Consider the following 26,083-nt stretch of genomic DNA (forward strand, 5'->3'; position numbering starts at 1 on the left):
TCGGCCACTCTAACGACACCGCGTGAAGCCACAGGATTCGAACATGCAAACCGTTGCGGTACTGGACTTCGAAACAACCGGACTTTCGCCGAATATGGGCGACCGAGCGACCGAAATCGCCGTCATCCTGCTCCGGGACGGTGAAATCGTCGACCGTTTCCAGAGCCTGATGAATGCAGGCAGACGCATACCGTCCGATGTCGTCGCGCTGACCGGCATCACGAACGAGATGATCGCAGCGGCGCCGCCGGCGTCGACCGTCATGCAGGAAGCCGCGGCGTTCGTCGGCAAGCATGCGGTCGTCGCTCACAACGCCGGTTTCGACAAACGGTTCTGGCAGTCAGAGCTCGGGCTGCTTGGCGTGTCGGCCGAGCATGCGTTTGCGTGCACGATGCTCGTGGCGAGACGTATCTATCCGGATGCCCGGAGTCACCGCCTGTCGAGCCTGGTGGATATGCTGCGGTTGCCCAAATCGGGCCGTGCGCACCGGGCGATGGTCGATGCCGAGATGGCCGGACACCTGTGGTGCCGGCTGCAGCACGACATTGCGCGGACGTACGGACTGAATCGTATCGATCACGCGCTCATGACGCGTGTGCAGGCCACGGCGAAGGCGAAAGTGCCGACCTACCTGCGTTCGCTCGTGGGCGCACACGCGTGATGCATGCACGCAGCGCGTTAACGTAAAACGGCTTGGCAATCGCCAAGCCGTTTATAGTCCGCGCCTGAGCCCGGGCAGCATGCAAACCGAATCGGCCGTCCGCTTCCGAACGCCGATTCAGCAACCAATACTCACTCCCACTCGATCGTCGCCGGCGGCTTGCCCGAGATGTCGTACACCACACGGTTGATCCCGCGCACCTCGTTGATGATCCGGTTCGACGCGCGGCCGAGCAGCGCATACGGCAGGTGCGCCCAGTGCGCGGTCATGAAGTCGGTCGTCTGCACCGCGCGCAGCGACGTCACGTAGTCGTACGTGCGGCCATCGCCCATCACGCCCACCGACTTCACCGGCAGGAACACCGCGAACGCCTGGCTCGTCAGGTCGTACCAGCTCTTGCCGACATCGGCTTCGCCGCACAGGCCGGCAGCCGCATCCTGCGCGGTCGCGGTCGTGTTGCGCAGTTCCTCGATGAAGATCGCGTCCGCGCGGCGCAGCAGGTCCGCGAACTCGCGCTTCACTTCGCCGAGAATCCGCACGCCGAGGCCCGGGCCCGGGAACGGATGGCGGTACACCATCTCCGGCGGCAGGCCGAGCGCAACGCCCAGCTCGCGCACTTCGTCCTTGAACAGGTCGCGCAGCGGTTCGAGCAGCTTGAGACCGAGCGTTTCCGGCAGGCCGCCGACGTTGTGGTGGCTCTTGATCGTCGTCGCCTTCTTCGTCTTCGTGCCGCCCGATTCCACCACGTCCGGGTAGATCGTGCCCTGCGCGAGCCACTTCGCCTTCGACAGCTTCTGCGCCTCGGCCTGGAACACCTCGACGAACTCGCGGCCGATGATCTTGCGCTTCGCTTCCGGATCGGTCACGCCGGCCAGGTGGCCGAGGAACTGTTCGGACGCGTCGACGTGCACGACCTTCGCATGCAGGCGGCCCTCGAACATGTCGAGCACCATCTTGCCTTCGTTCAGGCGCAGCAGGCCGTGGTCGACGAACACGCAGGTCAGCTGGTCGCCGATCGCGCGATGGATCAGCGCAGCCGCGACGCTCGAATCGACACCGCCCGACAGGCCGAGAATCACTTCCTCGTCACCGACCTGCTCGCGGATCTTCGCGACGGCTTCCTCGATGTGGTTGCTCATGATCCAGTCGGGCTTCGCACCGGCGATCTGCAGCACGAAGCGCTCGATGATCTGGCGGCCCTTCACCGTATGCGTGACTTCCGGATGGAACTGCACCGCGTAGTAGCCGCGCGCCTCGTCGGCCATGCCGGCGATCGGGCAGCTCGGCGTCGACGCCATCAGCGCAAAGCCCGGCGGCAGCTCGGCAACCTTGTCGCCGTGGCTCATCCAGACCTTCAGCATCCCGTGGCCTTCGTCCGTCTTGAAGTCCTCGATGCCGTCGAGCAGGCGCGTATGGCCGTGTGCGCGCATTTCCGCGTAACCGAATTCGCGGTGGTCGCTCCACTCGACCTTGCCGCCGAGCTGCACGGCCATCGTCTGCATGCCGTAGCAGATGCCGAGCACCGGCACGCCGAGATCCCACACGGCCTGCGGCGCGCGCAGCTGATGGTCTTCGTACGTGCTCGCGTGGCTGCCCGACAGGATCACCGCCTTCGGCGCGAACTCGCGGACGAAGTCGTCGGACACATCGTTCGGATGGATTTCGCAGTAGACGTGCGCTTCGCGCACGCGTCGCGCAATCAGTTGGGTGACTTGCGAACCGAAGTCGAGAATCAGGATTTTGTCGTGCATGGCTGCGGACGGGATGAAGAGAATAAGAAAAGCAGCGCATCATTTTCATCATGCGCTGCGTCAATAGCATGGACAGCGGCGTCGGGCGGAAGGCAGCACGCGCGACGCATGGCCGGTCAATCCTGCATCGGCGGGCGCTCGTCGAGTGCGACGGTGCCGGACGACGATGGGCCGGATGCGGCCGGTGACGACGATGCAGCGGACGCTGCGGGACGGCTGACGACGGGTTCGACACGCTGCGGTGCAGGTGACGACGCGGGCGCCATCGCCGGCTCGGCCGGACGCTGCGCAGGCGCGCGCGCCTCGAGCGCCTGCTCCCGCGCCTCGAGCGCCTGCTCCTTTTCGCGCCGGCGTACGGCCGATGCGAGTCGCACGCCGCCGAGGCCGAGCACGATCAGCGCGACGCCGGCCACGGCCGACAGCACGCGGCCGGCGGCCGCAAGCGCGGGACCGCTGCCGGTACCGATCGACCAGACGATCGTCAGCGCGCCGGTCAGCCAATACACATGGCCGACCGAACGCGCGACCGGCGCCGTGAGATCCCCGTTGAACGCTGCATGAAACGCGAGCCACGCGAGCCCGAGCAACGCGATGCCGAACGCCTGGCCGAGCATCGCCGGCTGGACGTTCGCAAGCTGCAGCGCGTTGAAGAGCGACTGCCAGGGCGTCAGCACGAACAGCACGCCGAACGCCAGCAGCAGGACGGCATCGATGATCAGCATGGCTCGCAGCAGCGGTTTCATCGGCAATCAGTCCACGTGGTAGTTCGGCGCTTCCTTCGTGATCTGCACGTCGTGCACGTGCGACTCGCGCATGCCCGCCGCGGTGATCTGGACGAATTCAGCCTTGTCGTGCAGCTCGTCGATCGTCTTGCAGCCGCAGTAGCCCATGCTCGCGCGCACGCCGCCGACCAGCTGGAACAGGATCGCGTTGACCGAGCCCTTGTACGCGACACGCCCTTCGATGCCTTCCGGCACGAGCTTGTCGATGTTCGCCGAGTTGTCCTGGAAGTAGCGGTCTGCCGCGCCGTCCTTCATCGCACCGACCGAACCCATGCCGCGATACGACTTGTACTGGCGGCCCTGGTACAGGAACACGTCGCCCGGCGCCTCTTCGGTGCCCGCGAACATGCTACCCATCATCACCGCGTTCGCGCCGGCCGCGAGGGCCTTCGACACGTCGCCCGAGAAGCGCACGCCGCCGTCGGCGATGCACGGCACGCCCGTGCCCTTCAGCGCTTCCGCGACGTTCGCGATCGCGCTGATCTGCGGCACGCCGACACCGGCAACGATCCGCGTCGTGCAGATCGAGCCCGGGCCGATACCGACCTTGACCGCATCCGCGCCGTATTCGACGAGCGCCTTCGCGGCGGCGGCCGTCGCGATGTTGCCGCCGATCACTTCGACGTGCGGGAAGTTCTGCTTGACCCAGCGAACGCGCTCGAGCACACCCTTGCTGTGGCCGTGCGCGGTATCGACGACGATCACGTCGACGCCGGCCTGCACCAGCAGCTCGACACGCTCTTCGTTGTCGGGACCGACGCCGACCGCCGCGCCTGCGCGCAGCTTGCCGTGTTCGTCCTTGCACGCGTCCGGGTGCTCGGTCTGCTTGGTGATGTCCTTGACGGTCATCAGGCCGCGCAGTTCGAACGCGTCGTTGACGACCAGCACGCGCTCGAGGCGGTGGCTGTGCATCAGCGCCTTCGCTTCGGCGAGCGGCGTGCCTTCCTTGACCGTGACGAGGCGCTCGCGCGGCGTCATGATCGACTTGACCGGCTCGTCGAGGCGGGTTTCGAAACGCAGGTCGCGGTTCGTGACGATGCCGACCAGCTGCGGGCCTTCGACGACCGGGAAGCCGGAGATGCCATGCTGGCGCGACAGCGCGATCACGTCGCGCACCTTCATTTGCGGCGGCACCGTGATCGGATCGCGGACGACGCCCGATTCGAAACGCTTGACCTTCGCGACCTCGCGGGCCTGTTCGGCCGGCGTGAGGTTCTTGTGGACGATACCGACGCCACCCTGCTGGGCCATCGCGATCGCAAGGCGACCTTCGGTGACCGTGTCCATCGCGGCGGACACGAGCGGCATGTTCAGGGAGATGTTGCGGGTCAGCTTGGTCTTGAGGCTGGTGTCGCGCGGGAGAACGTCGGAGAAGGCGGGAACGAGGAGCACGTCATCGAAAGTGAGTGCTTTTTGGATCAGACGCATGGCAAATCCTATGGGCGCAAAAGCGAATTATACGCGAAGCGCCGCGAATTTTCACAACACGAACAACGGCTTAGCCGGTTTCGGCCGTTCGGGGGCCGAATCGTTCGGATCGCCGTTCGGTTCGTTTTCGATCGCCTTTCGTTTCACCGCCGCATCGAGCCATTCGCGCAACCGACCGCGAAACGGCCCATCCGCCTGTTGCGGACGGGCCACGGAGCGGCGGCGGCGACGATGAAGCCCGGCCCGGCAATGGGCCGGACGGGCCCACCGTCCGGCCTCATAGCAGCCCGGCCGCGCGGACGATCATCACCATGCCACCGCCGACCACGACGCAGCCGACGATCCGCGCAACCCGCCCGCCGGCCGGCGCCAGGCGCTCGGCGGCGATCGCAACCGTCACGAACGCCATCACGCGCAGATCCATCATGCCGGCCGCCAGCGCGACCGCCATCAGGTTCCCGCAACACGCCCCGCATCGGATGGCGGCTCGCACGCCGTGCCGCCATGCCGCACCGGCCTCCGCGTGCGGCGGATGCGCGCCGGTCGCCGCATGCCGGCAGCACGTCAGCCGGCGCGCCTTCCATCCGGAGAATTGCAGGACGCCTGCGGCCAATACGACCGCGCCGGCCACGAACGGCATTGCGCGAGCGAGCACCGGCAGCCGTGCAGCGGCGCTTGTCAGCGCGGCGCCGGCCGGAAACGCGAGCGCTCCGACTGCCATCCACACGGCAAAATATCCGGCGCCTGCCACGGCGACGAGCCAGGTCGAACGCGCCGCCGTCTGCGAAGCGACGCGCTGCCGGTATCGCCACAGCACCGGCGCCAGCACGGGCAGCATCATCGTCACCGTCATCGTGCCCCACATGCCGGCGAACGTCGCGACCGTGCGGCCGGCGCCCCATCCGCACGGCCGCTGCCATGCCGCCGACGTCATCCAGCCGCCGGACACTGGCGCGCCGCCCATCGCGGCCATCGACGCGTGCTGCGTCACGGTCGCGACAACGGCAACGGCGAACACGGCCGCGAGCGCCACCGCGAAGGCCCGCGGATCGGGGCCCGCAGCGTCGGCCGCGGGACGAGTCATCACCCGCCCCCGCCCGTCGCCGGCGCGCTCAGCCGCGTGCGTACTCGTCATGACGGCGCCACCACGGGCCGGTCTCGTTGCGCCCGCGCGGCGCGCGATCGAGCCACTGGTACATCCCCCACAGCCCGTCGAGGCCGCGCGCATAGGTGGAATACGTGTGATAAACCGCACCGTCCTCGCGCACGAACGCGCTCATCCCCGGCCGGTCGAGCGAATACGTGACCGCGTCGGTCCCGCAGGTCGCCGCGAACGCCACGACGGGTGCCGGCGGCGGATCCATGTCCATCGCGTGACCGGCCCGCGCGTAGTTGTACTCGACGTCGCCGGCGCGCTGCTGCGTTTCGGTGAACGACACGTTGAAGTCGAAGTTGAAATCGCTGCCGACCGACGACGCCCACGGGAAGTGCCAACCCATCCGCTGCCGGTACGCGAGCAGCTTTGCGAGCGGCGCGCGCGACACGGCGGCGAGCGTCACGTCGTGGTTCGCCAGATGCACGGCAAAGCCGTCGAAACCGTCGGCGATCGACGAACACGACGGGCAGCCGGCTTTATAGTCGGGGCCGAACATGAAGTGATAGACGAGCAGTTGCGAACGGCCGCGAAACAGGTCGTCGAGCGTTGCCTGCCCGTCTTCGGTGTCGAACCGGTAGGTCTTGTCGACGCGCACCCAGGGCAGTGCCTGGCGCCGCCGCGCGAGTTCGTCGCTTTGCCGCGTCAGCGCCTTTTCCGCGTCGAGCAGCGCGCGGCGTTCGGCCAGCCATTCGTCGCGGGTTCCGGTGAGATGAGTCGTCATGGCGGGTTCCTCCTTCCGATGGGTATCCGGGCACGGCGTCCGGTGCCGTGTGCGTGGTGCTAGATTAGGGGCGGGCATCGGACCGGAGGGAGTGACAAGTGTGTCGGGATTCGGATGGATTCGCTGATCACGGCGGCCGCGCGCGCGCTCGCGGCCGGTGACGCGCTCGGCGCGCTGAACCGCGTCGCGCTGCGCGACGATGCGCCGGCGCTCGCGCTGCGCGGGATCGCGATGGCGCAGCTCGGCGATTTCGAACGTGCTCGCGCACTCGTGCGCGGCGCCGCTCGTGCGTTCGGCGCGAAGGAGGCCGTGGCGCGTGCGCGCTGCGTCGTCGCGGAAGCGGAGATCGCGCTCGCGTCGCGCGACCTGCGCTGGCCGACGCGCGCGCTCGATGCCGCGTGCGCGACGCTCGACGCGCACGGCGACCGCGCGAACGCCGCGCATGCGCGCTATCTCGGCGTGCGCCGGCTGCTGCTGATTGGCCAGCTCGACGATGCCGAGCGGATGCTCGCGAATCTCGATCCCGCGCCGCTGCCGGCCGCATTGCGCGCCGCCCATGAGCTGATCGCGGCCGGCATCGCGATGCGCCGCATCCGCACGCACATGGCCCGCGCGGCGCTTGCCCGGGCGCGCGCAGCCGCCCGCGACGCCGGCATCGCCGCGCTGACGGCCGAGGTCGACACCGCGGCACGCGTGCTCGACGCACCGGCCGCGCGCCTTATCACACGCGGTACATCGCGGCTCGTGCAACTCGACGAAGTCGAGACGCTATTCGCGTCGAACGCGCTCGTCGTCGATGCGTGCCGCCACACGGTGCGCGACGCGCGCACTACCGTGTCGCTTGCGCGGCGGCCCGTGCTGTTCGTGCTTGCCCGCGCGCTCGGCGAGGCCTGGCCGGCCGACGTGTCGCGCAACGCGCTCGTCGCCGTCGCGTTCCGCGCGAAACACGCGGACGAATCGCATCGCGCACGCCTGCGCGTCGAGATCGGCCGGCTGCGCGCGGTGCTGCGGCCGCTCGCGAACGTCGTCGCCACGCCGCGCGGCTTCGCGCTCGAACCGCTTGGCGTACGTGAGACCGTCGTGCTGGCGCGCCCGGTCGACGATCGCCACGCGGCCGTGCTCGCGCTCCTCGCCGATGGCGAAGCGTGGTCGAGCTCCGCGCTGGCGCTGGCCCTCGGCGCGAGCCAGCGCACCGTGCAGCGCGCGCTCGACGCGCTCGCCGAAGCCGACAAGGTCCAGGCGCTGGGCCGCGGCCGCGCGCGCCGCTGGATGACGCCGCCATTGCCCGGTTTCGCGACGACCTTGTTACTCCCTGCCCCGCTCCCGGGCGATTAGGATGACCTCACCGAACGACGAGGTGACGAACATGAAACGCTCCCGTGCAGACATCCTTCGCGAATACGGCCCGTTTCCGGGCGTCGACGGCGTACACGGCGTCACGTACGACGGGCAGTACGTGTGGTACGCGTCCGGCGACAAGCTGAATGCGCTCGACCCGGAACGCGGCACGACCGTCCGCTCGCTCGACGTCGCCGCGCATGCGGGCACGGCGTTCGACGGCCGCCATCTGTACCAGATCGTCGAGGACCGCATCGAGAAGATCGATCCCGAATCGGGCCGCGTGCTCGCGACGATCCCCGCTCCCGGCAAAGGCGGCGATTCCGGGCTGGCCTGGGCGGAAGGCGCGCTGTGGGTTGGCCAGTACCGCGAACGCAAGATTCATCAGGTGGACCCGCAAACGGGCGTCGTGCTGCGCACGATCGAATCGAACCGCTTCGTCACCGGCGTGACGTGGGTCGACGGCGAGCTGTGGCACGGCACCTGGGAAGCCGACCAGGCCGACCTGCGGCACATCGATCCGCGCACCGGCCAGGTGCTCGAGCAGATCGACATGCCGGCCGGCGTCGGCGTATCGGGGCTCGAATCCGACGGCCACGACCGCTTCTACTGCGGCGGCGGCAACAGCGGCACGTTGCGCGCCGTACGTCGGCCCGCGCGAGCCGGGGCGTCGGGCCACAACGCGGGCGCACCGCCCGATTCGGCTGACGAATGATCCGCAGCCTGCCGTGATCGCTCCCGGGCGCTGCACGCCTGCGCGCCGCCCTGCGCCGAGTGCAGGAATGAACAAGACGACGTGGCAGCCGCGTCGTTACGATGCGCGCTCGTCAGTCATGTGTTCGGAGCGGTCGATGCGACGCGGTGTGGTCTATGGTGTCCTGGCAGGTGCCCTGTGGGGCATGGTGTTTCTCGTTCCTCGGCTGCTGACCGACTTCTCGCCGCTGCTGCTGAGCGCCGGCCGCTACGCGATGTACGGCCTCGTGTCGCTGGCGGCCGCGCTGCCGTCCGCCCGCTCGCTGCTCGCGCGGCTGACCCGCGAGGATCTCGTCGCGCTGGTCAGGCTCGCCGTCATCGGCAACGTCGCGTACTACATGCTGCTGTCCGGCGCCGTGCACCTGATCGGCATCGCGCCCAGTTCGCTGATCGTCGGCGTGCTGCCCGTCACGGTCACGCTCGCGGGCCTCGGCGACCACGGCGCCGTGCCGCTGCGGCGGCTCGCGGCCCCGCTCGCGCTGGTGATCGCGGGCATCGTCTGCATCAACGTCGACCTGTTCACCTCCGAGGCCGCGCATGCGACGACGCTCGGCCAGAAGCTCGCCGGCATGGCCTGCGCGGCCGGCGCGCTCGCGAGCTGGACCTGGTACGCGGTCGCGAACGCACGCTATCTGCAGCGCCATCATCATTTCGGCGGCAACGAGTGGTCGGTGCTGTGGGGTGTCGTGACGGGCCTGATCGGCGGGCTCGTCTGGATCGCGATCCTCGCGCTGCCGGCCGGCATCGTGCAGGCAGCCGTCCCGGCGTCGCGCTGGCAGCTGTTCTGGCTGCTGAACCTCGTGCTCGCGATCGGCGCATCGTGGCTCGGCAACGGGCTGTGGAATGCCGCGTCGAAGCGGCTGCCGCTCACGCTGTCGGGCCAGCTGATCGTGTTCGAAACCGTGTTCGCGATGCTTTACGCGTTCGTCTACGACCAGCGGATGCCGCATGCACTCGAGATCGCCGCGCTGGTGCTGCTGCTCACGGGCGTCTACGGATCGGTGCGGCAGCACGGCGACACGCCCGCCGGCGGCGATACGTCGGGAAGCGCGCCGGCAAGCGCAAACGCCGCGGCCCACTGAGCGCCACGGCATTTGGTCAGACGAAATCAGACGAATCGGAACGAAAGGCGCGGATCGGCCGCGTCAGCGCGCGTCCTTGTGCATCCACTTGCGGCCCTCGATGGAGCCGGCGCGGCGCGACTTGTCGACGCGCCGCTGGCGCGCGAGCTTCGGATCGACGATCAACGGGCGGTAGATCTCGACGCGGTCGTGGTCGGCGAGCGGTGCGTCGAGCGGCGCAAGCTTGCCGTACACGCCCGTCTTCGCGTTCGCGAGATCGATTTCCGGGTGCAGCGCGAGCACGCCGCTCGCATCGATCGCCGAACGAACGGTCGCCCCTTCGGGCAGCGACAGCGGAATCAGCGTCTGGCGATCCGGCAGCGCGTAGCAGACTTCGATCGACAGCATCGCGTCACCCCTTCCCGTAGCGCTGGTCGGCGCGCTTCACGAACGAATCGACGAACGTGTTCGCGATATGGCTGAACACGGGCCCGATGATCTTCTCGAGCAGGATGCTCGAGAACTCGTAGTGCAGCGCGAATTCGATCTTGCAGGCATCGGCACGCAGTGCCGTGAAGCGCCACGAGCCCGTGAACTTCTTGAACGGGCCGTCCGTGAACTCCATGTCGATCCGCGTCGGGCGCTGCTGCGTGTTGCGCGTCGCGAAATGCTGCTTGATGCCCTTGAAGTTGATGTCGATGCGCGCTTCCATCCCGCTCTCGTCCTGACGGCGAATCTCGACGCCGCCGCACCAGGGCAGGAAATTGGGGTAGTCGGCCACGTCGGTGACGAGGTCGAACATCTGTTCCGCCGAGTGACGGATCAATACGGTTTTCTGGACATCTGCCATAAATCGCGCGGCATCGCTTAAGGTGAGAACGCAAGCCGGGCGATTCCCGCCCCGCTTTGCTAAAATCGTGATTTTAAACGAGTTGGCCCGATCCTTTCATGAGCATCATCGACAACAGGAAAGCGCACTTCGATTATCACATCGAGGAACGCTACGAGGCGGGGCTCGTGCTCGAGGGCTGGGAAGTCAAGGCGCTGCGCGCCGGGCGCGGCCAGATCCGGGAAGGTTACGTCGTGATCAAGCACGCCGAGATCTTCCTGATCGGTACCCATATCAGCCCGCTGCCCGAGGCTTCGACCCACATCACGCCCGACCCGGTTCGCACGCGCAAGCTGCTGCTGCACCGCGAGGAAATCAAGAAACTGATCGGCAAGGTCGAGCAGCGCGGCTACACGCTCGTGCCGCTGAACTTCCACTACAAGGGCGGTCGCGTGAAGTGCGACATCGCGCTCGCGAAGGGCAAGAAGCTGCACGACAAGCGCGAAACCGAGAAGAAGCGCGACTGGGAACGCGAAAAGGCCCGCATCATGCGCGCCGGCACCTGACCTGCGCGACAACACGCATCACACACGACACGGCCCGCTCGAAGCGGGCCGTGTTGCTTTGGTGTCAGGTGAATCGGGCGCGGCGGCTACACGGGCGATACTCGGCACGCCACGCCGCCGGTTTCGGCCGAACAAAGGCACCGACGACGGGCACCGCACGGGCATCATCCGCCTCCGGCTGCGCGACGATTCGCCGCACGTCGATCACACGCGGCGGCCACCGGCGGCCCGCGCCAATCCGGACTCAGGCCTTCCCGCCCGACGCGGCCCCCGCGCTCTTGACGATCGTCAGCGCCGACGAGATCGCCGTGCCGAGATCCGACAGGTTCGACGGCACGATCAGCGTGTTGCCCTGCTTCGCGAGATTCGAGAACGCGCTGACATACTGCTCGGCCACCTTCAGGTTCACCGCATCCATTCCGCCCTGCGATTGCATCGCGTTCGCGATCTTCTGGATCGCCTGCGCGTTCGCCTCGGCCACCGCCAGAATCGCGGCGGCCTCGCCCTGCGCCTGGTTGATCGCGGCCTGCCGCTCGCCTTCGGATTTCTGGATCGCCGCTTCGCGCGCGCCCGACGCGAGGTTGATCTGCTCCTGCTTGCGGCCTTCGGATGCGGCGATCAGCGCACGCTTTTCACGCTCCGCGGTGATCTGCGCCTGCATCGCGTGCAGGATTTCCTTCGGCGGCGTCAAATCCTTGATCTCGTAGCGCAGGACCTTCACCCCCCAGTTCGCCGCGGCCTGATCGAGCGCCGACACGATGTTGTGGTTGATGAAGTCGCGCTCCTCGAACGTCTTGTCGAGTTCGAGCTTGCCGACCACCGAGCGCAACGTCGTTTGCGCGAGCTGCGTGATCGCGAGCACGAAGTTGCTCGACCCGTACGACGCCTTCATCGGATCGGTCACCTGGAAGTACAGCACGCCATCGACCTGCAGCTGCGTGTTGTCGCGCGTGATACAGACCTGGCTCGGCACGTCGAGCGGGATTTCCTTCAGCACGTGCCGGTATGCGATGCGATCGACGAACGGCAGCACGATGTTCAGGCCGGGCGACAGCGTCGCGTGATAGCGCCCGAAGCGTTCGAGCACCCACGCATGCTGCTGCGGCACGATCTTCACCGTCTTCGACACGATCACGATCGCGATGACGAGCAGGACAACCCAGATGATCAGCGAATCCATGAAATATTCCCTCCTTGTTGTATCGGCGGACGATCAGCCCGCGGGTTTCGCCACGACCACGAGACAATTGCCGCGCACGGCACTCACCTGATACACGTGCGCATCGTCGCGCTCGCCGTTCTCGAGCTCGACATCCCAGTCGGCGCCGCGATACTGCACACGCGCGCGGCCGTCACGCCACGCGTCGACCGTGACGGTCGCGCCGATATCGAGATTGACGTCGGGATTGGTCGACGTGTCGCGCTTCTGCTTGCGGCCGAGCCCCGAACGCCGCAGCACGACCATCGCGACGATTGCGACCACCGCCGCCGCACCGAACTGCACATGCGGCGCGAAACCGGCCAGCTGCAACAGCCCGCCCGCGAGAAAGCCGAGCGCGATCATCAGCAGGTAGAACGTGCCCGTCAGCAACTCGGCCACGACCAGCACGCCCACCGCGACCCACCAGAACAGATGCCCCGACATCATTGTGGTCTCCAGAAAAACATCCCCCGCGCTCACTCGCGTTGCAGGAAACCAGAATACGCGTTGGCGCGCGACTCCGGTTCAACATGCTCGCCGCCCCTGCGGAGACGGCCAGTGCGCACGGGCCGGCCCGGTACGTACCCACAAACAAAAACACCCCGGTGCCTACCGGGGTGTTTATAGCATGAACCTTGCATTTTGCCTTCAACGGAAGCACGGTGCCACCGTGCTTCCGTCAAGGATGCATGACCGACCGTTACTTCCGGTTGGCGAGCGCCTGCCACGTATCGATGATCGTGTCGGGGTTCAGCGAGATCGACACGATGCCTTCGTCCGTCAGCCATTGCGCGAAGTCCGGGTGATCGGACGGGCCCTGGCCACAGATGCCGACGTACTTGCCCATCTTGCGGCAGGTATCGATCGCGCGCTTCAGCAGGAACTTGACGGCCGGGTCGCGTTCGTCGAAGTCGACGGCCAGCAGTTCCATGCCCGAATCGCGGTCGAGGCCGAGCGTGAGCTGTGTGAGGTCGTTCGAGCCGATCGAGAAACCGTCGAAGAACTGCAGGAAGTCTTCGGCGAGGATCGCGTTGGTCGGGACTTCGCACATCATCACGAGGCGCAGGCCGTTTTCGCCGCGCTTCAGGCCGAACTTCTCGAGCAGGCCGACGACGCGCTCCGCCTGCTTCACGGTACGCACGAACGGCACCATGATCTCGACGTTGGTCAGGCCCATCTCGTCGCGCACGCGCTTCAGTGCACGGCACTCCATCTCGAACGCCTGCGCGAAGTCTTCAGCGATGTAACGCGACGCGCCGCGGAAGCCCAGCATCGGGTTTTCCTCGTCCGGCTCGTAACGCGAACCGCCGATCAGCTTCTTGTACTCGTTCGACTTGAAGTCGGACAGACGCACGATCACGGGCTTCGGATAGAACGCCGCCGCGATCGTCGCGACCCCTTCCGTCAGCTTGTCGACGTAGAACTGACGCGGCGATGCGTGACCGCGCGCGACGCTCTCGACGGCCTTCTTCAGGTCCTGGTCGATGTTCGGGTACTCGAGGATCGCCTTCGGGTGAACGCCGATGTTGTTGTTGATGATGAACTCGAGACGCGCGAGACCCACGCCGCCGTTCGGCAGTTGCGAGAAGTCGAACGCGAGCTGCGGGTTGCCGACGTTCATCATGATCTTGACCGGGATTTCCGGCAGTTCGCCGCGCTGCACTTCCGTGACTTCCGTCTCGAGCAGGCCGTCGTAGATCTTGCCTTCGTCGCCTTCCGCGCACGACACGGTGACGAGCGCGCCGTCCTTCAGGATGTCGGTCGCGTCGCCGCAGCCGACGACTGCCGGCACGCCGAGTTCACGCGCGATGATCGCCGCGTGGCAGGTCCGGCCGCCACGGTTCGTGACGATCGCGGCTGCACGCTTCATCACCGGCTCCCAGTTCGGGTCGGTCATGTCGGCCACCAGCACGTCGCCCGGCTGCACGCGTTCCATTTCCGACGGATCCTGGATCACGCGCACGGGGCCCGCACCGATCTTCTGGCCGATCGCACGGCCCGTCGCCAGCACCTGCGACTGGCCCTTCAGCTTGAAGCGCTGCTCGGCCTTGCCGGTCGCCTGGCTCTTCACGGTTTCCGGGCGTGCCTGCAGGATGAAGATCTTGCCGTCGCGGCCGTCCTTGCCCCACTCGATGTCCATCGGACGCTGGTAGTGCTTCTCGATGATGACCGCGTACTTCGCCAGCTCGATCACGTCTTCGTCGGTGATCGAGTAGCGGTTGCGCTGCTCGTGCGGCACGTCGACCGTCTTCACGCGGCCCGGCTCGCCCGGCTGCGTGAATTCCATCTTGATCAGCTTCGAGCCGATCGAGCGGCGGATGATCGGGTACTTGTCCTGTGCGAGCGTCGTCTTGAACACATAGAACTCGTCCGGGTTCACTGCGCCCTGCACGACGGTTTCGCCCAGGCCGTAGCTCGACGTGATGAACACGGCGTCCTTGAAGCCCGATTCGGTGTCGATCGTGAACATCACGCCGGCTGCGCCGACGTCCGAGCGGACCATGCGCTGCACGCCGGCCGACAGCGCGACTTCCGCGTGCGTGAAGCCCTTGTGCACGCGATACGAGATCGCGCGGTCGTTGTACAGCGACGCGAACACGTGCTTCATGCGGTCGAGCACGTCCTCGATGCCGACGACGTTCAGGTACGACTCCTGCTGGCCGGCGAACGATGCGTCGGGCAGGTCTTCCGCGGTAGCGGACGATCGCACGGCGAACGACAGCTCGCCCGGCGAGCTGTTCTTCAGGGTTTCGAACTGCTCACGGATTTCCTGCTCGAGACGTGCCTGCAGCGGCGCATCGACGATCCACTTGCGGATTTCGGCGCCGGCTTCGGCGAGCGCCTTCACGTCGTCGATGTCGAGCGACTCGAGACGCTTGGCGATGCGGTCGGTAAGGTCGTTGTGCTTGAGGAAATCGCGGAACGCGAGCGCGGTCGTGGCGAAACCGGTGGGTACGCGAACGCCTGCTTCGGAAAGCTGGCTGATCATTTCGCCCAGCGACGCATTCTTGCCGCCGACGATCTCCACATCGGTCATCCGCAACTGCTCGAACGGAATTACATACGCCTGGTCCTTTGCGACGTTTGCTGCGTTAGTCATACAAGCCCCTAAGTGTGAAAAAAATGCTCGATTGCGCAAGTGGGCTTGGACGCGGGCGCTTGCAAAAAGGCGCGGCGCGTCTTGCGCAACCTGTTGGAGAAACAATCGCAGCGGCGGATAATCTTCCGACCCGATTTACAAAAATCCCGGCAGAAGGGCGATATTTGCAGACAAATCGCCAAACTTGCCGGGAATTTTGGAATCGAGCGGCGAAGCCTGGGGCGCCGTTCGCGCCCTGCCCCCGCAATTGCTTATCCAACAGGTTGCCGCTATTCTACCGTGCCGGCTGCCGGATGTGGCGCGACCTTGTCACTGCGTCTGGAGGCGAACCTCCAGCCGCCCGCGCAACCGCCCTTCACGTTCGACGCCCAGATTCATGCTGCCTACCGTATTCATCGTCTCCGACGGCACCGGGATCACTGCCGAAACCTTCGCGCATTCGATCCTCTCCCAGTTCGACCAGAAATTCCGTCTCGTGCGCGTGCCGTTCGTCGACTCGCTCGACAAGGCCTATGCGACCGTCGAGAAAATCAACGAGGCCGCCGTGCACGACGGCCGCCGCGCGATCGTGTTCACGACGCTCGTCGACAGCGAGTCGAACGACATCGTCAAGCGCTCGAACGCACTCGTGCTCGACATGTTCCAGCGCTTCGTCGAACCGCTCGAGCAGGAACTGGAGCTCAAGTCGAGCCACGCGATGGGCCGCGGCCACCAGAACGCGGATACCGAGGAATACAAGACCCGGATCGAGGCGATCAACTTCTCGCTCGCGCACGACGACGGCCAGTCGAACCGCAACCTGTCGGAAGCCGACGTGATCCTCGTCGGCGTGTCGCGCAGCGGCAAGACGCCGACGAGCCTGTATCTCGCGATGCAGTACGGCGTGAAGGCGGCCAACTATCCGCTGATTCCGGAAGATTTCGAGCGCGGCAAGCTGCCGTCGGCGCTCGCCGCGTACAGCGAGAAGCTGTTCGGGCTGTCGATCGACCCGCAGCGCCTGTCCGAGATCCGCAACGAGCGCCGGCCGGGCAGCAAATACGCGGCGCCCGAGAACTGCCGCTACGAGATCAACGAGGCCGAAGCGATGATGCGCCGCGAGGGGATCAAGTGGCTGTCGTCGACGCACAAGTCGATCGAGGAAATCGCGACGACGATCCTGCAGGAAATCCGTCTCGACCGGCAGTCGTACTAAGCCGCAGCGCTGGCGGCCGCCTGGTCGCCACTGGAAACGAAAAGGCCGCGTCGAACGCGGCCTTTTTCTTGGTGCGGAACGAGCGCGCGTGTGGCGTCACGCACGCCGCTGCTGGCGCACCTGCTCGAACAGGCAGACCGCAGCCGCGGCCGCGACGTTCAGCGACTCCATCCCGCCCGGTTGCGGGATCGTCACGCGATGCGTGGCCGCGTCGCGCCAGAACGCCGACACGCCCGCACCCTCGTTGCCGAACACCCAGGCAACCGGCCCCGACAGGTCGCAGTCATAGACCGCCTGCGCGCCGTGCGAGTCGGTCAGCGCGACCGGCACAGCGAGGCGCTCGGCGAGCGCGCCGGCGTCGACGTCCTCGTGGATCGACAGCAGGAAATGCGCGCCCATGCCCGAGCGCAGCACCTTCGACGACCATGCATACGCGGTGCCCGGCGCACAGAACACGTGACGCACACCTGCGGCCGCCGCGCTGCGCAGGATCGAGCCGACGTTGCCGGCGTCCTGCACGCCGTCGAGCACGACCGACGACTGCGTCACGCGCGCCGGCAGCGGCTGCGCCGGCCGGTCGACGAGCAGCAGGAAGCCGACGCCGTTGACGACGTTCGACAACTGCCCGAACAGCGCGTCGGGCAGCGTGACGATCCGCTGCGCATCGATGCGCGCGACGATCGCCTGCGCTTCGGCATGGCCGAGTGCGCCTTCGGTCGTGACGCACAGCTCGGGCGTCGCGCCCGTGTCGAGGTACGCGCTCGCGAGATGGAATCCTTCGAGCAGTGCCTGGCCGCCGCGGCGCTGATGGGACGTCGAACCCGCGAGCGCCTTCAGGCGCTTGTACAGCGGGTTGTCGCGGGAAGTAATGCTTTTCATCGAATCAGGTCGAGTGCCGCACGGACCGGCGCGAACGAGCGCCGATGGGCTTCGCACGGGCCGTGCTCGCGCAGCGCGGCAAGGTGTTTCACGGTGCCGTAGCCCGCATGCACGTTGAAGCCGTACACGGGGAAGCGTTCGTGCAGGTCGACGAGCATGCGGTCACGGGTGACCTTCGCGAGGATCGACGCGGCCGAGATGCTCGGCACGAGCGCGTCGCCGCTGACGATCGCCTCGGCGCGCACGGTCAACGTCGGGCAGCGGTTGCCGTCGATCTGCGCGAGCGTCGGCAGCACCGACAGCCCTTCGACCGCCCGCTTCATCGCGAGCATCGTCGCGTGCAGGATGTTCAGCGTGTCGATCTCGTCGACACTCGCCGACGCGACGCAATACGACAGCGAGCGCGCGACGATCAGCTCGTACAGCGCGTCGCGCTTCTTCGCGGACAACGCCTTCGAATCGTCGAGCCCGTCGATCGGCTGCGCCGGATCGAGGATCACCGCGGCGGCCACCACCGGCCCCGCGAGCGGGCCGCGGCCCGCTTCGTCGACGCCGCAGACGATCTCGTCGGGACGGCTGAAATCGAAACCGCCCTGCACGTCGCTCGACGCGCGGCGGCGTGGTGCACGTACTGCGGTCATGCGCGCCCCTTGCGTTGTTCGAGCACGCGCACGACCGCTTCGGCCGCCTTCACGGCCGTGTTCTGCCGCAGCGAAAGATGCATTTCGGTAAAGACTTCGGTCAGCGTGCGGCGGTTCGCATCGTCGCGCAGCTGCGTGAGCGTCGCATCGGCGAGCGCCTCGGGCGTCGCGAAATGCTGCAGCAGCTCGGGCACGACGAAACGCCCCGCCAGGATGTTCGGCAAGCCGACGTACGGCAGGTAACCCTGCCGGCGCATGATCTGCCCGGTCAGCCAGGGCACCTTGTACGAGATCACCATCGGCTTCTTCAGCAGCGCGGCTTCCAGCGTGACCGTGCCGCTCTTCACGAGGATCGCGTCGGCAGCCGTCATCGCGACCTGCGAGCGGCCGTCGGTGATCGTCAGCGCGAGCTGCGGATGCGCGTCGACGAGCGGCTGCAGCAGCGCACGCAGCGCGGGCGTGGCCGCCGGCATCACGAACCGCACGCCGGGCTCGCGCTGCTGCATCAGCGCCATCGCCGCGAAGAACGTCGGGCCGATCAGTGCGATTTCCGAGCGCCGGCTGCCCGGCAACACGGCGATCACCGGGCCGTCGGCCGGCAGTCCGAGCGCGATGCGCGCGCCGTGCGTGTCGGGTTCGAGCGGAATCTCGTCGGCGAGCGGATGGCCGACATAGGTCGAGGCCACGCCTGCCTTGTCGAGAATCGCCGGTTCGAACGGGAACAGGCACAGCATGTGATCGACGGACTTCGCGATCTTCTTGATCCGGCCGCCGCGCCATGCCCAGATCGACGGGCACACGAAGTGGATCGACGGGATGCCCGCGTCGCGCGCCGCCTGTTCGACGTTGAAGTTGAAATCGGGCGCATCGACGCCGATGAACGCGTCCGGCCGCTCGGCGAGCAACTGGCGCTTGAGCTCGCCGCGAATCCGCAGGATCTCGGGAATCTGGCCCAGCGCCTCGACATAGCCGCGCACGGTCAGCTTGTCCATCTGCCAGTGCGAGTCGAAGCCCTGCGCGATCATTCGCGGCCCGCCGATCCCGTAGTACTGGGCCGATTCGGGCAGCCGCTCGCGCAGCCCGCCGAGCAGCGACGCGCCGAGCAGGTCGCCCGACGGTTCGCCGGCCACCATCGCGAGCCGGAGCTGAGAGGTCGGAAGCGGCATCGCTTAGCGGATGATGCCGCGTTGCGACGCGTCGATGAACTCGACGAGCGCCTTCACGGGTGCGTCGCCCTCACCGCCCGCCGCCGCCAGCTCGCGCAGCTGCACTTTCGCTTCCTCGAGCGACAGGCCGTTCTTGTACAGCAGGCGGTACGCGCTGCGCAGCGCGGAGATCGCGTCGGGCGAGAAACCGCGCCGGCGCAGCCCTTCGACGTTGATCCCGTGCGGCTCGGCCTTGTTGCCGGCCGCGATCACGAACGGCGGAATGTCCTGCACGAGCGCCGACGCGCCGCCCAGCATCGAGTGCGCGCCGATGCGCACGAACTGGTGGACGCCCGACATCCCGCCGATGATCGCCCAGTCGCCGATCTCGACGTGGCCGGCCATCTGTGCGTTGCTCGACAGGATCACGTGGTTGCCGACGGTGCAGTCATGACCGATGTGCACATAGGCCATGATCCAGTTGTCGTCACCGAGCGTCGTCACGCCGACGTCCTGCACGGTGCCCGTGTGGATCGTCGTGAATTCGCGGATCATGTTGCGGCTGCCGATCACGAGCTTCGTCGGCTCGTCCTTGTACTTCATGTCCTGCGGACGACCACCGACCGACGCGTAATGGCCGATGCGGTTGTCCTCGCCGAGCGTCGTATGGCCTTCGATCACGCTGTGCGAGCCGATCGTCGTACGCGCGCCGATCGTGACGTGCGGACCGACGATCGCGTACGGGCCGATCTCGACCGATTCGTCGATCTGCGCGCCCGGTTCGACAATCGCGGTGGGATGAATCCTGGTCATGCGCCGTTGCCTCTCGATGTGATGTGTCGCGTTGCGTTGCCTGTCCGTGCCGCGTCGCTCAGGGCGCCACGTCGGTCGTCTTGACCGTGCACATCAGTTCGGCTTCCGCCGCCACCTTGCCGTCCACTTCCGCCACCGCCTTGAACTTCCAGATGCCGCGGATGTAGCGTTCGAACGTCACGTTCAGAATCAGTTGGTCGCCCGGCTCGACCGGACGCTTGAAGCGCGCGCCGTCGATCCCGACGAAGTAGTACAGCGTGTTCTCCGGATCCTTCGGCTGCTCTTCCGAGAAGGTCAGCAGCGCCGCGGCCTGCGCGAGCGCTTCGAGGATCAGCACGCCCGGCATCACCGGCCGCTTCGGGAAATGCCCCTGGAAGTACGGCTCGTTGATCGACACGTTCTTCAGCGCTTTGATGCCCTTGTGCGGTTCGAGTTCGAGCACGCGATCGACGAGCAGAATCGGGTAGCGATGCGGCAGCAGCGTGAGGATCTTGTGGATGTCGAGATTGATTTTTTCAGTGCTCATGATGGTTCGTCTCACGCAGAGGCTGCGCGGTGGTGATGCAAAGGCTGAAGCGGGCCGGCGTGCGGCCCAGTCTGGCAAACCGGGCCGGTTGCGCTGGCCGTGCCCGGTTCGAGGTCTCGCATGATGCGCTCAGGCGTCCGTGCCGCCCTGGGCGGCGAGCGCGGCTTCGAGCGCCTTGATGCGCTCGCGCAGCTTGTCGAGGTTGCGCACGAGCGCGGCGCTCTTGTTCCACTCGCCGTGGTCGACGGCCGGGAACGCGCTGGTATAGATGCCGGCCTTCGGCAGCGACTTCGATACGCCCGACTTCGCGGTGATGATGACATAGTCGCCGAGCGTCACGTGGCCGGCGATCCCGGCCGCGCCGCCGATCATGCAGTGGCGGCCGATCGTCGTGCTGCCCGCGATCCCGGCGCTGCCGGCGATCACCGTGTAGGCGCCGATCCGGCAGTTGTGGCCGATCTGCACCTGGTTGTCGATCTTCACGCATTCCTCGATGACGGTATCCGCCATCGCGCCGCGATCGATCGTCGTGTTCGCGCCGATCTCGACGTCCGGGCCGATCGTGACACCGCCGACCTGCGGGATCTTGACCCAGCTACCGGTGCGCGCATCGCCGTCGCCGACGAAATCCGGCGCGAAGCCGAAGCCGTCGGAGCCGATCACGGCGCCCGCATGGATGATCGCGCGCGGGCCGACCTTGCAGCCGTGGTACACCGACGCGTTCGGATACAGGTGCGAGCCCGCGCCGATCGTCGTGCCGCGGCCGATGAAGACGTTCGCGTCGAGCTGCACGCCGTCCTCGATCACCGCACCGGCCTCGACCGTCACGTGCGGGCCGATCACCGCGCTCGCGGCGACCTGCGCGGCCGGATCGATCGTCGCGCTCGGATGCACGCCGGCGGCGCGCTGCGGCGTGGCCAGGTCGATGAACATCTGCGCGACGCGCGCGAAGTACGCGTACGGATTCGGCGTCACGATGAAGTTGCGACCGCTTGCGGACGCGCCCAGCTTTTCCAGATCCTTCGGCGCGATCAGCACCGCGCCGGCGCGGGTCGACTCGACCTGCGACAGGTACTTCGGATTCGCGAGGAACGCGAGTTGCTGCGGGCCTGCCTGGTCGAGCGGTGCGAGCCCGCCCACCTTGCACTGTGCGTCGCCGGCGATCTCGCCGCCGAACCGCTTTACGAGTTCCTCAAGCGTCAATGCCATTCGTCGTCTGCTCCGTTCAGTTCGTCGAGCCGGACGCGAGCGCCTTGAGCACCTTGTCGGTGATGTCGATGCGCGGGCTGACGTACACGGCTTCCTGCACGATCAGGTCGTAATTCTGCTGCTCGGCGATCTGCTTGATGACCTTGTTCGCCCGCTCGAGCACGGCCGCCAGCTCCTCGTTGCGGCGCTGGTTCAGGTCTTCGCGGAACTCGCGCTGCTTGCGCTGGAAGTCGGTATCGAGCTGGGCGAGATCGCGCTGCTTCTGCGCGCGGTCGCCCGCCGACAGCGACGCGCCGTTCTTGTCCAGCGAATCGGACATCGACTTCAGGCGCGCCGCCAGATCCTGCAGATCCTTGTCGCGCTTCGCGAACTCGGCTTCGAGCTTCGTCTGCGCCGCCTTCGCGGGCACCGACTCGCGCAGGATCCGATCCGAATTGACCGCCGCGATGCGGGCGACGTCCTGTGCGTGCACCGTTGCCGCGCCCAAGGCCAGCGCAACGGTCAGCGCGCACATCACTCGTTTCGAAAACTTACCGGTTAGCAAAATTACCCTCTCGTTGCTGTTGTCATGCGTTCGGTCAGAACGCCGTCCCGATCTGGAACTGGAATTTCTGGTACTGGTCGCCTTCGTGCTTCTGCAGCGGGAAGCCGAGGCTCAGCTTCAGCGGGCCGATCGGCGAGATCCACGCGAGACCCACACCGTAGCCGTAACGCAGGCCGTTGGCGCCCGTACTCGTGCCGCCCGGCGCGTTGCCCCACACGTTACCGCCGTCGAGGAACGTGAACACGCGCAGCGTGCGGTCGTAGCCCGTGCCCGGCAGCGGGAACGTCAGCTCGATGTTGCCGACGACCATCTTCGAACCGCCGATCGGGTCGTTCGTCTTCGTGTCGCGCGGGCCCAGCGAGCTCGGCTCGTAGCCACGCACGGAGCCGATACCGCCCGCGTAGTAGTTCTTGAAGATCGGGTACGGGTTGCCGATACCGTTACCGTAGCCGCCCTGCAGGTTCAGGCCCAGGATGAAGCCGCGCGAGAACGAATAGTAGTACTGGGCCTGCAGGTCGGCCTTGTAGTACTGGATCTTGCCGACCGGCACGCCGTACTCCATGTTCGCCTGCGTGAAGTAGCCGCGGCTCGGAATCAGCGCGCTGTCACGCGCGTCGCGCGACCACGCGACCGTCAGCGGCACCGTGTTCGACACGCGGCCGAACTGGTTCACGTAATCCTGGTAGCTCTGCGGCGTGTTCGAATCGACGTCGAGGCGGTTCTGCTCGAAGCCCGCGCCGAAGTAGACGGTGTCGACTTCCGAGAACGGGATGCCGAACTTCAGGTTGCCGCCCGCGCTGATGATCCGGAAGCTCGAGCTCGTCGAGTAGTAGAGCGGCTGGTACGTGCGGTAGTAGACGTCCGTGATCCGCTTGATGCCGTCGACCGTGAAGTACGGGTCGACCTGCGTGACGGTCAGCGTACGGTAGCTCTTCGCGGTGTTGACGTTCACCGACAGGCTGGTACCCGAACCGAACACGTTGTCCTGCGACACGCCCGCCGACAGCACGACCTTGTCCGTCGACGAGAAGCCGGCGCCCAGCGTGATCGCGCCGGTCGGCTTTTCGTCGACCTTCACGTTCACGTCGACCTGGTCGTTCGTGCCTTCGACCGGCAGCGTCGTCACGTCGACGTTGGTGAAGTAGCCGAGACGGTTCACGCGATCCTTCGACAGCGCGAGGCGGTTCGAATCGAACCACGAGCTTTCGAGCTGGCGCATTTCGCGGCGCACCACTTCGTCGCGCGTGCGCGTGTTGCCGACGACGTTGATGCGGCGCACATACACGCGGCGGCTCGGATCGACGACGAGGTTCAGGTTCACCTTGTGGTTCGCCTGATCGATGTCCGGCTGCGCGTTGACGGTCGCGAATGCGTAGCCGTACTCGCCGAGCTTGTCGACGATCGACTTGGTGGTCTGTTGCAGTTTTTCGGCCGAGAAGCGATCGCCCGGCTTGATCTTGATCAGCTTGTTGAGTTCGGCTTCGCGATCGAGCAGGTTGCCCGACAGCTTGATGCCCGACACCGTGTACGGCTCGCCTTCGTGCAGCGTGACCGTCAGGTACATGTCCTTCTTGTCGGGCGAGATCGACACCTGGGTCGAATCGATGTTGAACTCGAGATAGCCGCGGTTCAGGTAGTACGAGCGCACCGCCTCGAGGTCGCCGGTGAGCTTTTCCTTCGAGTACAGGTCGTTCTTCGTGTACCAGGAGAACCAGTTCGGCGTCGACAGCTGCATTTCGTCGCGCAGCGTGCTGGTGCTGAATGCCTTGTTGCCGATGAAGTTGATCTGGCGGATCTTCGCGCTCGGGCCTTCGGCCACCGCGAACAGGATCGACACGCGGTTCGCGTCGACCGGCGTGACCGTCGTCTTGACCTCGGCCGCGTAGAAGCCGCGCGTGAGGTACTGGCGCTTGAGTTCCTGCTCCGCCTTGTCGACGAGCGCCTTGTCGTAGTAGCGGCCGTCGGCGAGGCCGACTGCGCGCAGCGCCTTCGTCAGGTTGTCCTTGTCGAATTCCTTCGTGCCGGTGAAGTCGATCGACGCGATGGCCGGACGCTCCTGCACCTGCACGATCACGACGTTGCCCTGCGTGGCGATGCGTACGTCGTTGAAGAAGCCCGTCGCGTACAGCGCGCGGATTGCTTCGGATGCCTTGTCGTCCGTGAAGGTATCGCCCTGCTTGATCGGCAGGTAGGCGAACACCGAACCCGCTTCGACGCGCTGCAGCCCCTCGATCTTGATGTCTTGCACCACGAACGGTGCCGCTGCATGGGCCGCGAGGCCGTGCGCGGCGAGCGCGGCCGCTGCAACTGTCTTAGGTACAAAGCGATGAGGTTTGAACAACATGCATCCCCAATATTTAGCTGCATCAAATCAGGCGGCTGCCCAGCGGCGGCCGCCTGACGCTTCAGAAATGGATTAACCGAGCCAGATCGTTGAACAGCGCGATCGCCGACAATGCGACGATGCAGATCAACCCGGCTCTTTGCAGAATCAGCTGCCAGCGCTCCGAGACGGCTTTCCCGGTCGCGGCTTCAACCGCATAATATAACAGATGCCCCCCGTCCAAAACGGGAATCGGCAACAAGTTCAGGACGCCAAGGCTAATGCTGACAAGGGCGAGGAACGACAGGAACGCCGACGGACCGAGCCGCGCACTCTTGCCCGCGTAGTCGGCGATCGTCACCGGTCCGGACAGGTTCTTCAGCGACGCGTTGCCCGTGATCATGCGCCCGAACATCTTCAGCGAATACACGGAGATGTCCCACGTACGGTGCGCGCCGAGCTGCAGGCTTTCGATCGGCCCATATCGCACGTCGACGGACGGCGCATGCATCGACAGCGCCGCGCCGATACGGCCGACCTGCTGCCCCGACTCGTCGTCGCGCTGCATCTGCGGCACGATCGACACCGTCTGCGCGGCGCCGTCGCGCTCGATCTGCAGGTCGAGCGGCTTGCCCGCATGGTGTTTCACGAAATCGATGAAGCGCGACGCGCCGCCGATCGGCTTGCCGTCGAGCGCGACCAGCTTGTCGCCGGACTTCAGGCCGGCCTGCTCCGCCGCGCTGCCGGGCTGCACCGACGCGACCGACAGCGTGCCGCCGCCGGTCTCGAAGCCCAGATGGGCCATGAAATCGTCGTCGAGCTGACTTTCGGGAACCTGGCGGAGGTCGACGCGGAAATCGAACGTCGTGTTGCCGTCGCGTGCGCCGAGCACGATCTCGCGGTGATCGAACGCAGCGGCCAGCAGCTTCCAGCGCAGGTCCGACCACGACCGCACCGGCTCGGCCTCGCCGCCCTGCGCGTTGCGGATCGACACGATCTTCTCGCTGCCGTCGAAGCCCGCCCGCGCCGCCACCGTGCCGGCGGCCGGCGGTGCGACGATCGCGGCCGGCTCGGTTACACCGGTGGCGAATACGACGGAAAACAGCGCGATTGCCAACAGGAAGTTGGCAATCGGCCCGGCTGCAACGATCGCGATGCGCTTGTAGACGGACTGCCGGTTGAATGCCTGGCCGAGCTCCTCGGGCGCGATGCCGGGGCCGGGATCGCGCTCGTCGAGCATCTTCACGTAGCCGCCGAGCGGCAGTGCCGACAGCGTCCACTCGGTGCCCGTCCTGCGGCTGACCCAGCGCGCGACGGGCTGGCCGAAGCCGATCGAGAAACGCAGCACCTTCACGCCGCACCAGCGCGCGACGCGATAGTGTCCGTACTCATGCACGACGACCAGCACCCCGATCGCCACCGCAAACGCGATCAGTTCGACCAGCACGTTCATGAGCACCCCAT

Annotated in this window: 25 protein-coding genes; 6 read left to right on the top strand and 19 right to left on the bottom strand. The window is 66.5% G+C overall.

The features are described 5' to 3' along the window. Positions 1-43: 43 nt before the first annotated feature. Positions 44-661, top strand: a complete 618-nt coding sequence (locus tag CFB39_RS11320; RefSeq protein WP_089473086.1) for a PolC-type DNA polymerase III — start codon at positions 44-46, stop codon at positions 659-661. Between the two features lie 131 nt (positions 662-792). Here CFB39_RS11320 and guaA read toward each other — a convergent pair whose 3' ends face one another. The 5 genes from guaA to CFB39_RS11345 all read right to left on the bottom strand — a co-directional run bounded on the left by guaA (position 793) and on the right by CFB39_RS11345 (position 6,499). Beyond that, positions 793-2,412 (bottom strand): glutamine-hydrolyzing GMP synthase, encoded by a 1,620-nt coding sequence (guaA, locus tag CFB39_RS11325; RefSeq protein ID WP_089431228.1) that lies wholly within the window; start codon positions 2,410-2,412, stop codon positions 793-795. Between the two features lie 116 nt (positions 2,413-2,528). Then, the gene (locus tag CFB39_RS11330) at positions 2,529-3,155 is read right to left on the bottom strand and encodes a hypothetical protein (protein WP_089473087.1); all 627 of its coding nucleotides are present in this window, start codon (positions 3,153-3,155) and stop codon (positions 2,529-2,531) included. Between the two features lie 6 nt (positions 3,156-3,161). After that, on the bottom strand, positions 3,162-4,622 hold the full coding sequence (guaB, locus tag CFB39_RS11335; RefSeq protein ID WP_011352433.1) for an IMP dehydrogenase: 1,461 nt from the start codon (positions 4,620-4,622) through the stop codon (positions 3,162-3,164). 277 nt (positions 4,623-4,899) lie between these two features. Continuing rightward, the gene (locus CFB39_RS11340; RefSeq protein WP_089473273.1) at positions 4,900-5,706 is read right to left on the bottom strand and encodes a DUF2182 domain-containing protein; all 807 of its coding nucleotides are present in this window, start codon (positions 5,704-5,706) and stop codon (positions 4,900-4,902) included. A gap of 28 nt (positions 5,707-5,734) precedes the next feature. Next, positions 5,735-6,499, bottom strand: a complete 765-nt coding sequence (locus tag CFB39_RS11345) for a DUF899 domain-containing protein (protein WP_089473088.1) — start codon at positions 6,497-6,499, stop codon at positions 5,735-5,737. A 114-nt stretch (positions 6,500-6,613) separates the two neighbouring features. On the opposite strand from CFB39_RS11345, the gene CFB39_RS11350 reads away from it, so the two are divergent. The 3 genes from CFB39_RS11350 (at position 6,614) to CFB39_RS11360 (ending at position 9,672) form a co-directional block, all read left to right on the top strand. Then, positions 6,614-7,834, top strand: a complete 1,221-nt coding sequence (locus CFB39_RS11350) for a helix-turn-helix domain-containing protein (RefSeq protein WP_089473089.1) — start codon at positions 6,614-6,616, stop codon at positions 7,832-7,834. 31 nt (positions 7,835-7,865) lie between these two features. Continuing rightward, positions 7,866-8,552, top strand: coding sequence for a DUF5074 domain-containing protein (locus CFB39_RS11355; protein WP_089473274.1), 687 nt, complete (start codon positions 7,866-7,868; stop codon positions 8,550-8,552). 136 nt (positions 8,553-8,688) lie between these two features. Next, entirely contained in the window at positions 8,689-9,672 is a 984-nt protein-coding gene (locus tag CFB39_RS11360) for a DMT family transporter (RefSeq protein ID WP_089473275.1), read from the top strand. Between the two features lie 63 nt (positions 9,673-9,735). On the opposite strand, the gene CFB39_RS11365 is transcribed toward CFB39_RS11360, so the two are convergent. Next, positions 9,736-10,059 (bottom strand): RnfH family protein, encoded by a 324-nt coding sequence (locus tag CFB39_RS11365; protein WP_043190875.1) that lies wholly within the window; start codon positions 10,057-10,059, stop codon positions 9,736-9,738. Between the two features lie 4 nt (positions 10,060-10,063). Next, the gene (locus CFB39_RS11370) at positions 10,064-10,501 is read right to left on the bottom strand and encodes a type II toxin-antitoxin system RatA family toxin (RefSeq protein ID WP_034188832.1); all 438 of its coding nucleotides are present in this window, start codon (positions 10,499-10,501) and stop codon (positions 10,064-10,066) included. A gap of 98 nt (positions 10,502-10,599) precedes the next feature. Between CFB39_RS11370 and smpB the strand changes: the two genes are divergently transcribed. Next, positions 10,600-11,046, top strand: a complete 447-nt coding sequence (gene smpB, locus CFB39_RS11375; RefSeq protein ID WP_039342760.1) for an SsrA-binding protein SmpB — start codon at positions 10,600-10,602, stop codon at positions 11,044-11,046. A 244-nt stretch (positions 11,047-11,290) separates the two neighbouring features. Here smpB and CFB39_RS11380 read toward each other — a convergent pair whose 3' ends face one another. From CFB39_RS11380 to ppsA, 3 genes are all read right to left on the bottom strand, one after another. After that, positions 11,291-12,226, bottom strand: a complete 936-nt coding sequence (locus CFB39_RS11380; protein WP_069248266.1) for an SPFH domain-containing protein — start codon at positions 12,224-12,226, stop codon at positions 11,291-11,293. 33 nt (positions 12,227-12,259) lie between these two features. Next, a complete protein-coding gene (locus tag CFB39_RS11385) occupies positions 12,260-12,694 on the bottom strand; it encodes an NfeD family protein (protein WP_046545972.1) in 435 nt (144 codons plus the stop codon). A gap of 253 nt (positions 12,695-12,947) precedes the next feature. Further along, entirely contained in the window at positions 12,948-15,347 is a 2,400-nt protein-coding gene (gene ppsA, locus CFB39_RS11395; RefSeq protein WP_089425678.1) for a phosphoenolpyruvate synthase, read from the bottom strand. 376 nt (positions 15,348-15,723) lie between these two features. Between ppsA and CFB39_RS11400 the strand changes: the two genes are divergently transcribed. Continuing rightward, positions 15,724-16,539, top strand: coding sequence for a pyruvate, water dikinase regulatory protein (locus CFB39_RS11400; RefSeq protein ID WP_011352445.1), 816 nt, complete (start codon positions 15,724-15,726; stop codon positions 16,537-16,539). 96 nt (positions 16,540-16,635) lie between these two features. On the opposite strand, the gene CFB39_RS11405 is transcribed toward CFB39_RS11400, so the two are convergent. The 9 genes from CFB39_RS11405 to rseP form a co-directional block, all read right to left on the bottom strand. Next, complete coding sequence (locus CFB39_RS11405) at positions 16,636-17,418, bottom strand: RNA methyltransferase (protein WP_089473091.1); 783 nt, start codon at positions 17,416-17,418, stop codon at positions 16,636-16,638. Further along, positions 17,415-18,059 carry a ribonuclease HII gene (gene rnhB, locus CFB39_RS11410; RefSeq protein WP_089425680.1) on the bottom strand — a complete coding sequence of 215 codons (645 nt, stop codon included), beginning with the start codon at positions 18,057-18,059 and terminating at the stop codon, positions 17,415-17,417. The genes CFB39_RS11405 and rnhB overlap by 4 nt, the downstream gene beginning before the upstream one ends. Continuing rightward, positions 18,056-19,225 carry a lipid-A-disaccharide synthase gene (gene lpxB, locus CFB39_RS11415; protein WP_089473092.1) on the bottom strand — a complete coding sequence of 390 codons (1,170 nt, stop codon included), beginning with the start codon at positions 19,223-19,225 and terminating at the stop codon, positions 18,056-18,058. Before lpxB ends, rnhB begins: the two co-directional genes overlap by 4 nt. 3 nt (positions 19,226-19,228) lie before the next feature. Next, the gene (gene lpxA, locus CFB39_RS11420; RefSeq protein WP_089473093.1) at positions 19,229-20,017 is read right to left on the bottom strand and encodes an acyl-ACP--UDP-N-acetylglucosamine O-acyltransferase; all 789 of its coding nucleotides are present in this window, start codon (positions 20,015-20,017) and stop codon (positions 19,229-19,231) included. A 58-nt stretch (positions 20,018-20,075) separates the two neighbouring features. After that, positions 20,076-20,543, bottom strand: a complete 468-nt coding sequence (fabZ, locus tag CFB39_RS11425) for a 3-hydroxyacyl-ACP dehydratase FabZ (protein WP_011352450.1) — start codon at positions 20,541-20,543, stop codon at positions 20,076-20,078. A 129-nt stretch (positions 20,544-20,672) separates the two neighbouring features. Beyond that, positions 20,673-21,752, bottom strand: a complete 1,080-nt coding sequence (lpxD, locus tag CFB39_RS11430; protein WP_089473094.1) for a UDP-3-O-(3-hydroxymyristoyl)glucosamine N-acyltransferase — start codon at positions 21,750-21,752, stop codon at positions 20,673-20,675. Between the two features lie 16 nt (positions 21,753-21,768). Next, positions 21,769-22,266, bottom strand: coding sequence for an OmpH family outer membrane protein (locus CFB39_RS11435; RefSeq protein WP_174972625.1), 498 nt, complete (start codon positions 22,264-22,266; stop codon positions 21,769-21,771). 64 nt (positions 22,267-22,330) lie between these two features. Next, positions 22,331-24,640 carry an outer membrane protein assembly factor BamA gene (bamA, locus tag CFB39_RS11440; protein WP_089473095.1) on the bottom strand — a complete coding sequence of 770 codons (2,310 nt, stop codon included), beginning with the start codon at positions 24,638-24,640 and terminating at the stop codon, positions 22,331-22,333. Positions 24,641-24,701: 61 nt separating this feature from the next. Further along, positions 24,702-26,072 carry an RIP metalloprotease RseP gene (gene rseP / locus CFB39_RS11445; RefSeq protein WP_089473096.1) on the bottom strand — a complete coding sequence of 457 codons (1,371 nt, stop codon included), beginning with the start codon at positions 26,070-26,072 and terminating at the stop codon, positions 24,702-24,704. Between the last annotated feature and the right edge of the window lie 11 nt (positions 26,073-26,083).

It is taken from the genome of Burkholderia sp. AU6039 (assembly GCF_002223365.1).
Lineage (GTDB): Bacteria > Pseudomonadota > Gammaproteobacteria > Burkholderiales > Burkholderiaceae > Burkholderia.

Excerpts from the sequence above, each read along its gene's own strand:
- CFB39_RS11320 (WP_089473086.1), top strand. The coding sequence starts at position 44 with ATGCAAACCGTTGCGGTACTGGACTTCGAAACAACCGGACTTTCGCCG.
- guaA (WP_089431228.1), bottom strand. The coding sequence starts at position 2,412 with ATGCACGACAAAATCCTGATTCTCGACTTCGGTTCGCAAGTCACCCAA.
- CFB39_RS11330 (WP_089473087.1), bottom strand. The coding sequence starts at position 3,155 with ATGAAACCGCTGCTGCGAGCCATGCTGATCATCGATGCCGTCCTGCTG.
- guaB (WP_011352433.1), bottom strand. The coding sequence starts at position 4,622 with ATGCGTCTGATCCAAAAAGCACTCACTTTCGATGACGTGCTCCTCGTT.
- CFB39_RS11340 (WP_089473273.1), bottom strand. The coding sequence starts at position 5,706 with ATGACTCGTCCCGCGGCCGACGCTGCGGGCCCCGATCCGCGGGCCTTC.
- CFB39_RS11345 (WP_089473088.1), bottom strand. The coding sequence starts at position 6,499 with ATGACGACTCATCTCACCGGAACCCGCGACGAATGGCTGGCCGAACGC.
- CFB39_RS11350 (WP_089473089.1), top strand. The coding sequence starts at position 6,614 with ATGGATTCGCTGATCACGGCGGCCGCGCGCGCGCTCGCGGCCGGTGAC.
- CFB39_RS11355 (WP_089473274.1), top strand. The coding sequence starts at position 7,866 with ATGAAACGCTCCCGTGCAGACATCCTTCGCGAATACGGCCCGTTTCCG.
- CFB39_RS11360 (WP_089473275.1), top strand. The coding sequence starts at position 8,689 with ATGCGACGCGGTGTGGTCTATGGTGTCCTGGCAGGTGCCCTGTGGGGC.
- CFB39_RS11365 (WP_043190875.1), bottom strand. The coding sequence starts at position 10,059 with ATGCTGTCGATCGAAGTCTGCTACGCGCTGCCGGATCGCCAGACGCTG.
- CFB39_RS11370 (WP_034188832.1), bottom strand. The coding sequence starts at position 10,501 with ATGGCAGATGTCCAGAAAACCGTATTGATCCGTCACTCGGCGGAACAG.
- smpB (WP_039342760.1), top strand. The coding sequence starts at position 10,600 with ATGAGCATCATCGACAACAGGAAAGCGCACTTCGATTATCACATCGAG.
- CFB39_RS11380 (WP_069248266.1), bottom strand. The coding sequence starts at position 12,226 with ATGGATTCGCTGATCATCTGGGTTGTCCTGCTCGTCATCGCGATCGTG.
- CFB39_RS11385 (WP_046545972.1), bottom strand. The coding sequence starts at position 12,694 with ATGATGTCGGGGCATCTGTTCTGGTGGGTCGCGGTGGGCGTGCTGGTC.
- ppsA (WP_089425678.1), bottom strand. The coding sequence starts at position 15,347 with ATGACTAACGCAGCAAACGTCGCAAAGGACCAGGCGTATGTAATTCCG.
- CFB39_RS11400 (WP_011352445.1), top strand. The coding sequence starts at position 15,724 with ATGCTGCCTACCGTATTCATCGTCTCCGACGGCACCGGGATCACTGCC.
- CFB39_RS11405 (WP_089473091.1), bottom strand. The coding sequence starts at position 17,418 with ATGAAAAGCATTACTTCCCGCGACAACCCGCTGTACAAGCGCCTGAAG.
- rnhB (WP_089425680.1), bottom strand. The coding sequence starts at position 18,059 with ATGACCGCAGTACGTGCACCACGCCGCCGCGCGTCGAGCGACGTGCAG.
- lpxB (WP_089473092.1), bottom strand. The coding sequence starts at position 19,225 with ATGCCGCTTCCGACCTCTCAGCTCCGGCTCGCGATGGTGGCCGGCGAA.
- lpxA (WP_089473093.1), bottom strand. The coding sequence starts at position 20,017 with ATGACCAGGATTCATCCCACCGCGATTGTCGAACCGGGCGCGCAGATC.
- fabZ (WP_011352450.1), bottom strand. The coding sequence starts at position 20,543 with ATGAGCACTGAAAAAATCAATCTCGACATCCACAAGATCCTCACGCTG.
- lpxD (WP_089473094.1), bottom strand. The coding sequence starts at position 21,752 with ATGGCATTGACGCTTGAGGAACTCGTAAAGCGGTTCGGCGGCGAGATC.
- CFB39_RS11435 (WP_174972625.1), bottom strand. The coding sequence starts at position 22,266 with ATGTGCGCGCTGACCGTTGCGCTGGCCTTGGGCGCGGCAACGGTGCAC.
- bamA (WP_089473095.1), bottom strand. The coding sequence starts at position 24,640 with ATGTTGTTCAAACCTCATCGCTTTGTACCTAAGACAGTTGCAGCGGCC.
- rseP (WP_089473096.1), bottom strand. The coding sequence starts at position 26,072 with ATGAACGTGCTGGTCGAACTGATCGCGTTTGCGGTGGCGATCGGGGTG.